At 61.8% G+C, this 12,119-nt stretch carries 15 protein-coding genes; 10 read left to right on the top strand and 5 right to left on the bottom strand.

From position 1 onward, the window contains the following. The 4 genes from BFP90_RS01110 to madM all read left to right on the top strand — a co-directional run. Positions 1-452: malonate decarboxylase holo-ACP synthase (locus tag BFP90_RS01110; protein ID WP_065895757.1), on the top strand; the 452-nt coding region annotated here is incomplete at its 5' end. After that, positions 449-1,348, top strand: coding sequence for a malonate decarboxylase subunit epsilon (gene mdcH / locus BFP90_RS01105; RefSeq protein WP_065895756.1), 900 nt, complete (start codon positions 449-451; stop codon positions 1,346-1,348). The genes BFP90_RS01110 and mdcH, both read left to right, overlap by 4 nt. Before the next feature lie 67 nt (positions 1,349-1,415). Next, positions 1,416-1,820, top strand: a complete 405-nt coding sequence (madL, locus tag BFP90_RS01100; RefSeq protein WP_065891559.1) for a malonate transporter subunit MadL — start codon at positions 1,416-1,418, stop codon at positions 1,818-1,820. 1 nt (position 1,821) lies between these two features. Continuing rightward, positions 1,822-2,586 carry a malonate transporter subunit MadM gene (madM, locus tag BFP90_RS01095; protein WP_065891558.1) on the top strand — a complete coding sequence of 255 codons (765 nt, stop codon included), beginning with the start codon at positions 1,822-1,824 and terminating at the stop codon, positions 2,584-2,586. Between the two features lie 121 nt (positions 2,587-2,707). Here madM and BFP90_RS01090 read toward each other — a convergent pair whose 3' ends face one another. Then, positions 2,708-3,622, bottom strand: a complete 915-nt coding sequence (locus BFP90_RS01090) for a LysR family transcriptional regulator (protein WP_065891557.1) — start codon at positions 3,620-3,622, stop codon at positions 2,708-2,710. 141 nt (positions 3,623-3,763) lie between these two features. Between BFP90_RS01090 and BFP90_RS01085 the strand changes: the two genes are divergently transcribed. Further along, on the top strand, positions 3,764-4,381 hold the full coding sequence (locus BFP90_RS01085) for a PAQR family membrane homeostasis protein TrhA (protein ID WP_065895755.1): 618 nt from the start codon (positions 3,764-3,766) through the stop codon (positions 4,379-4,381). Between the two features lie 46 nt (positions 4,382-4,427). Here BFP90_RS01085 and BFP90_RS01080 read toward each other — a convergent pair whose 3' ends face one another. Then, a complete protein-coding gene (locus tag BFP90_RS01080; protein WP_065895754.1) occupies positions 4,428-5,330 on the bottom strand; it encodes a LysR family transcriptional regulator in 903 nt (300 codons plus the stop codon). Between the two features lie 108 nt (positions 5,331-5,438). Between BFP90_RS01080 and BFP90_RS01075 the strand changes: the two genes are divergently transcribed. From BFP90_RS01075 to BFP90_RS01065, 3 genes are read left to right on the top strand one after another with little or no spacing between them, the layout of a single operon-like run. Next, a complete protein-coding gene (locus BFP90_RS01075) occupies positions 5,439-6,662 on the top strand; it encodes a D-amino acid dehydrogenase (protein WP_065891554.1) in 1,224 nt (407 codons plus the stop codon). A 10-nt stretch (positions 6,663-6,672) separates the two neighbouring features. Then, positions 6,673-7,023 carry a RidA family protein gene (locus tag BFP90_RS01070; protein ID WP_065895753.1) on the top strand — a complete coding sequence of 117 codons (351 nt, stop codon included), beginning with the start codon at positions 6,673-6,675 and terminating at the stop codon, positions 7,021-7,023. A gap of 25 nt (positions 7,024-7,048) precedes the next feature. After that, positions 7,049-7,951, top strand: coding sequence for a transporter substrate-binding domain-containing protein (locus BFP90_RS01065; protein WP_065895752.1), 903 nt, complete (start codon positions 7,049-7,051; stop codon positions 7,949-7,951). Between the two features lie 137 nt (positions 7,952-8,088). Here the strand turns inward: BFP90_RS01065 and BFP90_RS01060 are convergent, their stop codons facing one another. Beyond that, entirely contained in the window at positions 8,089-8,808 is a 720-nt protein-coding gene (locus BFP90_RS01060) for a 16S rRNA (uracil(1498)-N(3))-methyltransferase (RefSeq protein ID WP_065895751.1), read from the bottom strand. 142 nt (positions 8,809-8,950) lie between these two features. After that, positions 8,951-10,357, bottom strand: coding sequence for an adenosylmethionine--8-amino-7-oxononanoate transaminase (locus tag BFP90_RS01055; protein WP_065891550.1), 1,407 nt, complete (start codon positions 10,355-10,357; stop codon positions 8,951-8,953). A gap of 272 nt (positions 10,358-10,629) precedes the next feature. Here BFP90_RS01055 and BFP90_RS01050 point away from each other — a divergent pair, with 272 nt between their 5' ends. Both BFP90_RS01050 and BFP90_RS01045 read left to right on the top strand, forming a co-directional pair. Continuing rightward, positions 10,630-11,181, top strand: coding sequence for a cytochrome b (locus tag BFP90_RS01050; protein ID WP_065891549.1), 552 nt, complete (start codon positions 10,630-10,632; stop codon positions 11,179-11,181). 32 nt (positions 11,182-11,213) lie between these two features. After that, positions 11,214-11,792 (top strand): YceI family protein, encoded by a 579-nt coding sequence (locus BFP90_RS01045; protein WP_065885385.1) that lies wholly within the window; start codon positions 11,214-11,216, stop codon positions 11,790-11,792. Between the two features lie 172 nt (positions 11,793-11,964). On the opposite strand, the gene BFP90_RS29455 is transcribed toward BFP90_RS01045, so the two are convergent. Further along, a partial coding sequence (locus tag BFP90_RS29455) for a hypothetical protein (protein WP_370671675.1) occupies positions 11,965-12,119 on the bottom strand: 155 nt, incomplete at its 5' end.

The raw sequence follows: 12,119 nt of genomic DNA, 5'->3' as shown, positions 1-12,119 counted from the left end.
GTGTAAGGGGGCGTTTGCGTGAGCAGCGGTTTGCCGCGCAGATGCCGATTGCCGCGGTGCAACGGCGTGTGGCCCCCGAAGCCCTGCGGGACGTGACCTCGCCGCGGGATTTGCCGGCGTTGCGGGCACTTGATCAACTGCGGCCGCTGTTGGCGCATAACGACTGGGGCGTCAGCGGCAGTGCCGGATTCGAATTGGCCAGCGGCATCGAAGCGTTGCATGCCGCGAGCGATCTGGATTTGATCCTGCGCACCCCCGAGCCGCTTGAGCGTGACCAGGCGCACACGTTATTGGCGATGCTCGATAGCGCACCGTGCGCCGTCGACCTGCAACTGCAAACCCCCGTCGGCGCTGTCGCCTTGCGTGAATGGGCGGGCGCGTCACGCCGGGTGCTGCTGAAAACCGCCAACGGGGCGCACCTTGTCGTCGATCCCTGGCAGGCGGTGGCATGAGCAGCTTGCTGGTATTTCCGGGGCAGGGCGCCCAGCGAGTCGGCATGCTCCAGTCGCTGCCCGTCGACGTCCTCGACGAGGCCAGCGCTGCCCTGGGTGAAGACGTGCGCCGGCTCGATTCGGCACAGGCCCTTGAATCGACGCGCGCCGTCCAGCTTTGCCTGTTGATGGCTGGCGTGGCGCATGCGCGCCTGTTGCAGCACACACCGGACTACGTGGCGGGCCTGTCCATCGGCGCCTATCCCGCTGCTGTTATCGCCGGCGCAATGGACTTTGCCGATGCCATCAAACTCGTCAGCCTGCGCGGCGAACTGATGCAAAGCGCTTATCCACAGGGCTACGGGATGACCGCGATCATCGGCCCGCAGTTATCCACCGTCGAAACATTGCTCGCCGAAATCCACAGCCCACAGACCCCGGTGTACCTGGCCAATATCAATGCCGATAACCAGACGGTCATTGCCGGCAGCGACGCGGCGATGCAGCGTGTCGCAGAACGCATCAAGGGCAACGGCATCGCCAGGCGCCTGGCGGTCAGCGTGCCGTCCCATTGCGTGCTGCTGGAGCAACCGGCCCAGGCGCTTGCCCAAGCGTTCGTCCCGCTCAAGGCGCCGCGCATCACTTACCTGAGCAGCACCCGCGCGCGGCCTATCCACAACTCTGAGCAACTGCGCGATGACCTGGCCTTCAACATGTGCCGCGTCGTCGATTGGCGCGGCACCGTGCAAAGCGCCTACGAGCGTGGCGTGCGCCTGCAGATTGAACTGCCACCGGGCGCGGTGCTCACCGGCCTGTCACGCCGCGTCTTCGAACAAGGCACGGTGATCGCCTGCGAGGGCGCGCGCCTGGATACCTTGCAGGCCCTGCTGCAAGAGGAGGAGCGCCGCCACCGATAAAGCACGACCCAAGGCTTTCGAAGCACAACAACAACAATTTCGATCGAGCACTTTGAGGACAACAACAATGATTATTTACGGTGTGGCATTGCTGGCGATCTGCACGCTCGCGGGCGTGATCATGGGCGACATGCTCGGCGTGTTGCTGGGGGTCAAATCCAATGTGGGCGGCGTGGGCATCGCGATGATCCTGCTGATCTGCGCGCGGTTGTGGATGCAAAAGCGCGGCGGCATGACCAAGGACTGCGAGATGGGCGTGGGCTTCTGGGGCGCCATGTATATCCCCGTGGTGGTGGCGATGGCCGCGCAGCAGAACGTGGTCACCGCCTTGCACGGCGGCCCGGTGGCGGTGCTGGCGGCCATCGGTTCGGTGGTGGTGTGTGGTTGCACCATTGCCCTGATCAGCCGCACGCACAGGGGCGAGCCTTTGCCGCCCGAAGAGCCGCTGATCCTCGCTGCAGGAGGTCGCTGATATGTGGGACCTCATCGAAAAAGGTTTGGAGCACAATGGCCTGATCACCGCGTTCGCCTTTGTGGGCGTGGTGATGTGGATTTCGGTGGTGCTGTCCAAGCGCCTGACGTTCGGGCGCATCCATGGCTCGGCGATTGCCATCGTCATCGGCCTGGTGCTGGCCTGGGTCGGCGGCACCATTACGGGCGGGCAGAAGGGCCTGGCGGACCTGGCACTGTTCTCCGGTATCGGCCTGATGGGCGGCGCGATGTTGCGGGATTTCGCCATCGTGGCCACGGCGTTTGAAGTGCAGGCCACCGAGGCGCGCAAAGCCGGGATGATCGGGGTGATTGCCCTGCTGCTGGGCACGATCCTGCCGTTCATCGTCGGTGCGAGCATGGCCTGGGCCTTCGGCTATCGCGATGCGGTCAGCATGACCACCATCGGGGCGGGCGCCGTGACCTACATCGTCGGGCCGGTGACCGGCGCGGCGATTGGCGCGACCTCGGATGTGATGGCGCTGTCGATTGCCACCGGGTTGATCAAGGCGATCCTGGTGATGGTCGGCACGCCGGTGGCGGCGCGCTGGATGGGCCTGGACAACCCGCGTTCGGCGATGGTGTTCGGGGGCCTGGCCGGCACCGTGAGCGGGGTGACGGCGGGGCTGGCGGCGACGGATCGGCGGTTGGTGCCGTATGGCGCGCTGACGGCGACGTTTCATACCGGGTTGGGCTGCCTGCTTGGGCCTTCGTTGCTGTACTTCATTGTGCGGGGGTTGGTCGGTTAGTTTTGGAGATGGTGGTGTTTGGTCGGGCGCCATCGGGGGCAAGCCCCCTCCCACATGTTGACCGCATTCTCATGGTGGAACTCGGTCAACTGTGGGAGGGGGCTTGCCCCCGATAGCGATCTCAAGCCTGGCGATTGGCATACATCCGACACTCCGCCAACAACGCCAGCAAGTTCGGATCGCGCTCCTTGGCCTTCAGGAACACCACGCCGATATGCTGCTGCAACCGATACCTGGGCTGCAGCGGTATCAGCTTCACGCGGTTCTCGTACACCGCCGCGATCCGGCCCGGCAACAGCGCATAACCCACCCCCGAGCTGACCATGCTCAGCAGCGTGAAGATGTCATTGACCTGCATCGCCACCTTGGGCTCGAACCCCGCCTGCTTGAATACCCGGTTGCCATCCTGATGGGTGGCGAAGCCCTGGGTGAGGGTGATGAAGGTGGCGTCGCGCACGTCGGCCAGGTCAATTTCCTGCTCGCGGTCGAACGGTGATTCGGCCGGAGTGGCGAGGAAAATGTCGTCGGTAAACAGCGCGATCTGTTCGCAGTCGGGGTCGTTGGCGTGCTCATCCAGGGAGATAAGGATCGCGTCCACCTCCATGTTCTTGAGCTTGTAGAGCAGGTCGAAGTTGGAGCCCAGAATCAGGTCGATGTTGAGTTCGCTGCGGCGGATTTTCAGGCCCATGATCAGTTGCGGCACGGTCTTGACCGTCAGCGAGTACAGCGAGCCGAGCTTGAAGCGTTCGGCGGAGAAACCTGCGGCCTCGCGGGTCAGGCGCACGCTGTCGACCACGTCGGCCACCAGCTTCTGCGCGCGCTCTTCGAGTACGTAGGCGCTTTCCAGCGGCGTCAGGTTGCGACCCTCGTGTTTGAACAGCGGGCAGCGCAGTGCATTTTCCAGCGAATGAATGGCGCGGTGCACGCTGACGTTGCTGGTCTGCAATTCGGCGGCGGCGCGGGCCAGGTTGCCGGTGCGCATGAATGCCAGGAAGATTTCCAGCTTTTTGAGGGTGAATTCTTCGTCGATCAACATGGCCGTGGCTCTGGTTCACATGCCCTCGATTGTGCCCGCAAAACGGCGCGGCGTCGTCGGAACGTCATAACGCGCTTGCACTCTGATGCGCAAGGCTGGACGCTTGTCCGCGTGCGCTTGGAGTTAGGAGGTCGGTGACAGATGTACCACGGAGAACGATTCAACGCCTGGAGCCATTTGCTCGGTGCTGTCGCGGCGTGCATGGGCGCTGTGTGGATGTTGGTGGTGGCGAGCCTGGATGGCAGCCCCTGGAAGATCGTCAGCGTGGCGATTTATGGCTTTACGCTGATCGTGCTGTACAGCGCCTCGACGGTGTACCACAGCGTGCGGGGGCGGCGAAAAGAGATCATGCAGAAGGTCGATCACTTTTCGATCTACCTGTTGATCGCCGGCAGCTACACCCCGTTTTGCCTGGTGACGCTGCACGGGCCGTGGGGCTGGACGCTGTTCGGGATTGTGTGGGGGCTGGCGGTGATCGGCATTTTGCAGGAGATCAAGCCGCGCTCCGAGGCGCGGATTCTATCCATCGTAATCTATGCGGTGATGGGCTGGATCGTGCTGGTGGCGGTCAAGCCGCTGCTCGCCGCGCTGGGCACGGCGGGGTTTATCTGGCTGGCGTCGGGCGGGGTGTTGTACACCGTCGGCATCATCTTTTTTGCGTTGGAGGACCGTCTGCGGCACTCCCATGGGATCTGGCATTTGTTTGTGATTGGCGGCAGCCTGCTGCATTTTGTGGCGATCATGCATTACGTGCTTTGAATGTGGGAGGGGGCAAGCCCCCTCCCACATTGGACCCAGGGTGTTCTTAGAGACGTGCCAACAGTTCACAGGCTCGACTGCCGAAAATCTCCAGCAGCTTGGCCAGCATATGCGGCGGTGGCTCGTTGGCGCGGGTCAGGGCGTAGAGGGTGATGGGCAGCGGTGGGGTGAGCGTGCGGATCTGGGTGGTGGCCGTTGAGGCACCCAGCGCGGTGAACGGATCGATCACGGTCAGGCCCGCGCCGGATTCGACCATCGCACGCGCCAGGGAATAGGTTTGCACCGAGATCGTCACCCGTGGCGGCGGGTCGATATTTTCCAGGTAGCTGCCCAGCTTCGCCGCCAGCGGGTCGGCGCTGGACAGGCCGATCAACGGCGCCCCGGCCAGCTCGGCCAACGGCAAGGGCTGATGCCGTTCGGCATCCGGCCAATAGCCCTTGGACGCCAACGCCACCAGTACACCGTTGGCCAGCACTTGGGTAGCCAGCCCAGGATGGCCTGAGAAGTTGAGCGTCAGTGCCAGGTCGATCTCGCGCATCAACAGCTTTTGCACCAACTCGCGGCTATGGTCGCTGGACAGTTCGCAGGCCATGTCCGGGTAATCGCGCGTCCATTCCAGAATTGCCGGTGGCAGCAGGGACAGGGCCAGCGCCGGGATTGCGCCAATCCGTATGCTTTGTCCCGGCATGTGGCGCAAACTTTTGGCCAGGCGCCGCACGCCTTGCAGGCTTGCGGTGACTTTCTCGACTTCACTCTCCAGCGCCAGCGCTTCCGGCGTGGGCTGCAATTTGCCGCGCACGCGCAGGAACAGCGCAAAGCCCAACTGCAATTCGGCGTGCTGCAACACCTTGGTCACCGCCGGTTGCGAGACATGCAACAACTGCGCGGCGGCGCTGATGGAGCCGGTCTGGCGGATGGCCTGGAAGATTTCGATATGACGCAAGCGCATGGCAAGTCCATAACCTTTGTTTATAGGTGACCCATCTTTATTCATTGTCGGTGGCCTGTCACCTGCCCCTAGGCTTGAGGCCTCTTGATTCAGCGGCGGGCGGCGGGAATGGTGCACATCATTGGGGGTGGGGTGATTGGTCTGGCGAGCGCGTATGCGCTGGTGCGTGCGGGCCACGAGGTGACGGTGATCGACGCGCGCGAGACCCTGGGCAGTGAAACCAGCTTTGCCAATGGCGGGCAGTTGTCCTATCGCTACGTGGCGCCGCTGGCCGATGCCGGCGTGCCGCTTCAGGCCATCGGTTGGCTGTTGCGCGGTGACTCGCCGTTAAAGCTGCGCCCACGCCTCGACCCTCAGCAATGGCGCTGGATGGCCGCGTTCCTCGGTGCATGCCGTAGCTCGGTGAACACACGCAATGCCGCCCACCTGCTGCGACTTGCCTCCCTGAGCCAGCACACGTTGCAGCAATGGCGCGAGGATGATCACCTGGACGGCTTCGATTGGCGGCGCAACGGCAAACTGGTCACCTTCCGCAACGCCAGCTCATTTGCGCATGCTCGCAGCAAGGTCACCGATATCCTTCAACAGCAGGTGCTGTCGGCCGCCGATTGCGCACGCCTGGAGCCGGCGCTGGCGGGCGGTGGTTTTGTCGGCGGGATCTACACGCCGAATGAGGAGGTGGCTGATTGTCATGCTTTCTGCCAGCGCTTGGCGGCGCGGCTTGAAGCGTCCGGGCGCTGCCGCTTTTTGCTGGGGCGCAAGGTCACCGGCATTCGCCACGCTGACGGTGCGGTGCAGGCTATCGAATTGGGCGCTGAGGTGGTGCCGGTCGAGCATCTGGTACTGGCGGCCGGTTATCGCAGCGCCGAGTTGGGTGTGCCGCTGCCGCTTTACCCGCTCAAGGGTTACAGCCTCAGTGTGCCGATTGGCGCGCAGCACCAGGCGCCGAACGTGAGCATTACCGACTACGACCGCAAGATCGTCTATGCGCGCATCGGCGAACAACTGCGGGTGGCGGCCATGGTGGATATCGTCGGCTTCGACGCCAGCCTTGAACCCAAGCGCCTGGCGCTGATGAAACGCCAGGCACTGGAGACATTTGCGCAGGCTGGCGATTACGCCCATGCGTTGGAGTGGGCGGGTATGCGCCCTGCCACCCCCACTGGCGTGCCGCTGATTGGTGCCAGTGTGTATCGCAACCTGTGGCTGAACCTGGGCCACGGCGCCCTTGGTTTTACCCTGGCCTGCGGCAGCGGCCAGTTGCTGGCTGAGTTGATCGGGCAACACGCGCCTTCCATTGATATGCAGGGCCTTGCGCCCCGCGCCGCATGAGGATGTATGGATGACCATCACCCGAATCTGCAGCAATGAGCGCCTCTCGGGCGCAGTGACCTTCAAGGACCTGGTTTTCCTCTCGGGCCAGGTGCCCGGTGATGGCCAGGACGTGGCGACACAAACCCGGGAGGTGCTGACCAGGATTGATGCGCTGCTGGCCCAGGCGGGCAGCGATAAGGATCATCTGCTCAACGCAACGATCTATTTGAAAGATATCGGCAGCGGTTTTGCACCGATGAACGAGGTGTGGTCCGCCTGGCTTTCACCGGGCATGGCGCCGACGCGCACGACCCTTCAAGCGGAACTGGCGCGGCCGAGTGTGCTGGTGGAAATCAGCGTGATTGCTGTACGTAAATAATCGAAAAAACCAACGGAGAATAACAATGAAAAAAAGCCTGTTGACCGGCTGCACCCTCGCGCTTTTGCTGGGCGCACAAGCCCATGCGAACCAAGCGCCGTTGGACGGCACGCTGGGCAAGATCGCCAACGCCAAGTCCATCACATTGGGCTATCGCGATGCGTCGGTGCCGTTTTCCTACGTGGGGGATAACAGTGGCAAACCCATGGGCTACTCGGTGGAGCTGGCAGATAAGATCGTCGAGCGCATCCAGCAGAAAATCGGGGTGGGCACGCTCAATGTGAAGTACAACTTAGTGACCTCCCAAACCCGTATCCCGCTGGTGCAAAACGGCACTGTCGACCTGGAATGCGGTTCTACCGGGGTGACGGCCGAACGGCAGAAGCAGGTGGCGTTTTCCTACGGGTTTATCTACGTGAAGGGGCAATTGCTGACGGCCAAGGACAGTGGTATCCAAGGCTTTGCTGATCTTGCGGGCAAGAACGTGGTGACCACCGCGGGTACCACCAACGAGCGTTTCCTCAAAAGCTACAACGCCGAGCACAAGGCCAATATGTTCGTGATCAGCGCCAAGGACCATGGCGAAGCCTTCAAGATGCTCGAGACCGGCCGTGCAGCGGCGTTCTATATGGATGACGCGTTGCTTTACGGCGAGCGCGCCAAGGCCAAGGATCCGCACAATTGGGTGGTGGTGGGGGAGGAGCAGTCGCGGGAAATCTACAGCTGCATGGTGCGCAAGGACGACCCGCAGTTTCTTGCGGTGGTCAACGAGACACTTGGCGACCTTTATCGCAGTGGGGAGATCAACGGGATTTACCGGCGCTGGTTTGAGTCACCCATTCCGCCCAAGGGCCTGAACCTGGAATTCCCGATGACCAGTGAGTTGAAAGCGATTATCGCCAAGCCGGTCAGCGACCCGGTGGAGTAAGAAGTGCTACCCAGGATCGTTCCCACGCTCCGCGTGGGAATGCATCCCTGGACGCTCCGCGTCCGCATTTAACGTCGTAACGCAGAGCGTTACAGGCGGCATTCCCACGCAGAGCGTGGGAACGATCACTGGGAGGGTTAGAAGTCGCCCCACAATTGCTGAGCCACGGCCAGCGCCACCACCGGGGCGGTTTCAGTGCGCAGAACCCGTGGGCCGAGGCGGGCGGCGTGGAAGCCGGCGCCTTGGGCGGTGTCGACTTCGCCGTCGGTCAAACCGCCTTCAGGGCCGATCAGAAAGGCCAGGCTTGAAGGCTTGGCATGGCTGACCATCGGCTCGGCCACCGGGTGCAGCACCAGCTTCAAATCCGCCTCGGTCTGTTTCAACCAGTCCGCCAGCAACAGCGGCGGGTGAATCACCGGCACCGTTGAACGCCCGCATTGCTCACAGGCGCTGATCGCCACCTGGCGCCAGTGCAGCAGGCGTTTGTCGGCGCGTTCGTCCTTGAGGCGCACTTCGCAGCGCTCGCTGAAAATCGGGGTGATGGCGTTGACCCCCAGTTCGGTGGCTTTCTGGATCGCCCAATCCATGCGTTCGCCTCGGGAAAGGCCTTGCCCCAGGTGGATGTGCAGCGGCGATTCGGCCTGGCCGTTGAAGCGTTGCGTCAGTTGCACGGTGACGCGTTTTTTACCGACTTCCAGCAGGCTGCCGAGAAACTCCTGGCCGGAGCCGTCGAACAGTTGCACGGCGTCGCCTTCGACCATGCGCAACACACGGCTGATGTAATGCGCCTGGGCTTCGGGCAGCTCAAGGTCGCCGAGGCTCAGCGGGGTGTCGGTGAAAAAGCGGGACAGTCTCATGTCTGTTCTCTGGAAAAATTATGCATACACACGTTCTGTCTTTCTGTAGGAGCGAGCTTGCTCGCGAAAAACGTATACCCGACGCCGTAATGTGCCTGGAATACCTTCGCGAGCAAGCTCGCTCCTACAGGGATTTTGGACACTATCCCGGATCACGGAAACTTGGGTGAAAATCCTTCGGCACGGCAACGCTGACCTTGCTGTTGGTGGCGATATCGATGCCTTCACTCGCAACCTCGGCAAGGAAATCAATCTGTTCCGGCGTAATCACATACGGCGGCAGGAAATACACCACGCTGCCCAGCGGTCGCAACAACGCGCCACGCTCCAGGGCATGCTCGAACACCTTCAGGCCTCGGCGTTCCTGCCAGGGGTAGGGGGTCTTCGTCGCTTTGTCCTGCACCATCTCGATGGCCAGCACCATGCCGGTCTGGCGCACTTCCGACACGTGCGGGTGGTCCACCAGATGGGCCGTGGCGCTGCCCATGCGCTGGGCCAGGGCCTTGTTGTTTTCGATCACGTTGTCTTCTTCGAAGATATCCAGGGTCGCCAACGCTGCCGCGCACGCCAGCGGGTTGCCGGTGTAGCTGTGGGAGTGCAGGAAGGCGCGCAGGGTCGGGTAGTCGTCGTAGAAGGCGTCGTACACGTCATCGGTGGTGACCACGGCGGCCAACGGCAGGTAGCCGCCGGTCAGGGCCTTGGACAGGCACAGGAAGTCCGGGCGGATGCCGGCCTGTTCGCAGGCGAACATGCTGCCGGTGCGGCCAAAGCCCACGGCGATTTCGTCGTGGATCAGGTGTACGCCATAACGGTCGCAGGCTTCGCGCAGCAGTTTGAGGTACACCGGGTGATACATGCGCATGCCACCGGCGCCCTGGATCAACGGCTCGACGATCACGGCGGCGACGCTGTCGTGATGTTCGGCCAGGGTCTGTTCCATCGCCAGGAACATCGTGCGCGAGTGTTCTTCCCAGCTCATGCCCTCGGGGCGCAGGTAGCAGTCGGGGCTCGGCACCTTGAGGGTGTCGAGCAGCAGCGCCTTGTAGGTTTCGGTGAACAGCGGCACGTCACCCACCGACATCGCGGCGATGGTTTCGCCGTGGTAGCTGTTGGTCAGGGTGACGAAGCGCTTTTTGTTCGGCAGGCCACGGTTGAGCCAGTAGTGGAAGCTCATCTTCAGCGCGACTTCGATGCACGACGAGCCATTGTCGGCGTAGAAGCAGCGGGTCAGGCCTGCGGGCGTCATGGCCACCAGGCGTTCGGACAGCTCGATCACCGGCTGGTGGCTGAAACCGGCGAGGATCACATGCTCCAGCTGGTCGACCTGGTCCTTGATGCGCTGGTTGATGCGCGGGTTGGCGTGGCCGAACACGTTGACCCACCAGGAACTGACGGCATCGAGGTAGCGCTTGCCTTCGAAGTCTTCCAGCCATACGCCTTCACCGCGCTTGATCGGCACAACGGGCAGTTGCTGGTGGTCTTTCATCTGGGTGCAGGGATGCCACAGCACCGCGAGGTCGCGTTGCATCCACTGGTTATTCAAGCCCATCGGTCATCTCCTCGAAGCGGTCCTGCAACCTGCGCAGGCGAAACAATCGCGCAAGCCTATGCAATGGTGGCGTGGGTCACAAGCCATTGTGGGGAAATTCGCGGTAAATGCAGGACGGTCTGTCACGTTTGTTGGGAATAGTCTTAATCCCTTGTTAATTTATGATGCATAGCCTTCAGATCGTATTTCTCGATATTTCAAAGCGAAATTTTCCGCTTTAATTCGATAGGTAAAACGCTAATCTTGGGCACAGTTCTTACGGGATTAAGTACATGCAGCTACGCAACTCACCGGCCCGCTATGGCTGGGTCAGCATGGTTTTGCACTGGGGCGTGGCCCTGGTGGTGTTTGGAATGTTCGCCCTGGGCCTGTGGATGGTCGGCCTCGATTACTACAGCGCCTGGCGCAAAGACGCGCCGGACCTGCACAAGAGCATTGGCATCACGCTGTTCGCCATCATGCTGGTACGCATTGTCTGGCGCCTGGTCAGCCCGCCGCCGCCGCCGTTGGCCAGCTACAGTCGCCTGACCCGCATCGGCGCCGCGTTTGGTCACGCGTTCCTGTATCTCGGGTTGTTTGCCGTGATGATTGCCGGTTACCTGATTTCCACCGCAGACGGTGTCGGTATTCCGGTGTTTGGCCTGTTTGAAATTCCTGCCGTGGTTTCCGGTCTACCGGACCAGGCAGATACCGCCGGCTGGGTGCATTTGTACCTGGCCTGGGTGCTGGTGGTGTTCGCCGGCTTGCACGGCGTGGCGGCACTGAAACACCATTTTATCGATCGTGATGCGACCCTGACGCGAATGCTGGGGCGCAAAGCCTGATGTTCAACCTCGACTCACAAGGAATAGAAAACATGTTGAAGAAGACACTCGCCGCTTTGGCAATCGGTACCGCCCTGCTGTCCGCCGGCCAGGTAATGGCTGCTGACTACAAGATCGACAAGGAAGGCCAGCACGCCTTCATCGATTGGAAAATCAGCCACCTGGGCTACAGCTACATTTACGGTACCTTCAAGGACTGGGATGGCACTTTCAGCTGGGACGCAGCCAAGCCTGAAGCCAGCAAAATCGCCGTCGACGTGAAAACCGCCAGCCTGTGGTCCAACCACGCTGAACGTGACAAGCACATCGCCAGCAAAGACTTCATCGACGTGGCCAAGTTTGCAGACGCCAAGTTCGTGTCCACCGCCGTTAAACCCACCGGCGAAAAGACCGCTGACGTGACCGGCGACCTGACCTTCCACGGCGTGACCAAGCCGGTGACCTTCAAGGCCACCTTCAACGGTGAAGGCAAGGATCCATGGGGCGGCGAACGTGCCGGCTTCAACGCCAAGACCACGATCGACCTGAACGACTTCGGCGTGAAAGGCCCAGGCCCGACTTCGCAGACTGTCGACCTGGACATCACGCTGGAAGGCGTGAAGCAGAAGTAATGCTTGGTATGTAGGAGCGAGCTTGCTCGCGAAAACGTCAACGATGACGCGTGAAACCTGGATGTACGCGGTGTCTGTGAGTTCTTCGCGAGCAAGCTCGCTCCTACAGTTTAAAAGCAAAAAAATGCCCCGTCTCGAAAGAGGCGGGGCATTTTTTATGGCGCTTTGAAACTCAGCGGTTGCGGGTCAGCAGCGCTGGTTTCTCACCACGAGGACGGCCAGGCAATTGATCCAACTGCTCGGGTGTCGGGAAGCGATCCGCTTTCGACTCCTTGTGGATAATTTTCGGCGCCGGGCCGCCACGCGGGTTTTGCACTGCTGGCTCGG

The organism is Pseudomonas sp. 24 E 13 (assembly GCF_900004715.1).
Taxonomy (GTDB): Bacteria; Pseudomonadota; Gammaproteobacteria; order Pseudomonadales; family Pseudomonadaceae; genus Aquipseudomonas; species Aquipseudomonas orientalis_A.
The sequence above is the reverse complement of the archived record's forward strand: the minus strand, read 5'-3'. Positions and strand labels throughout refer to the sequence as shown.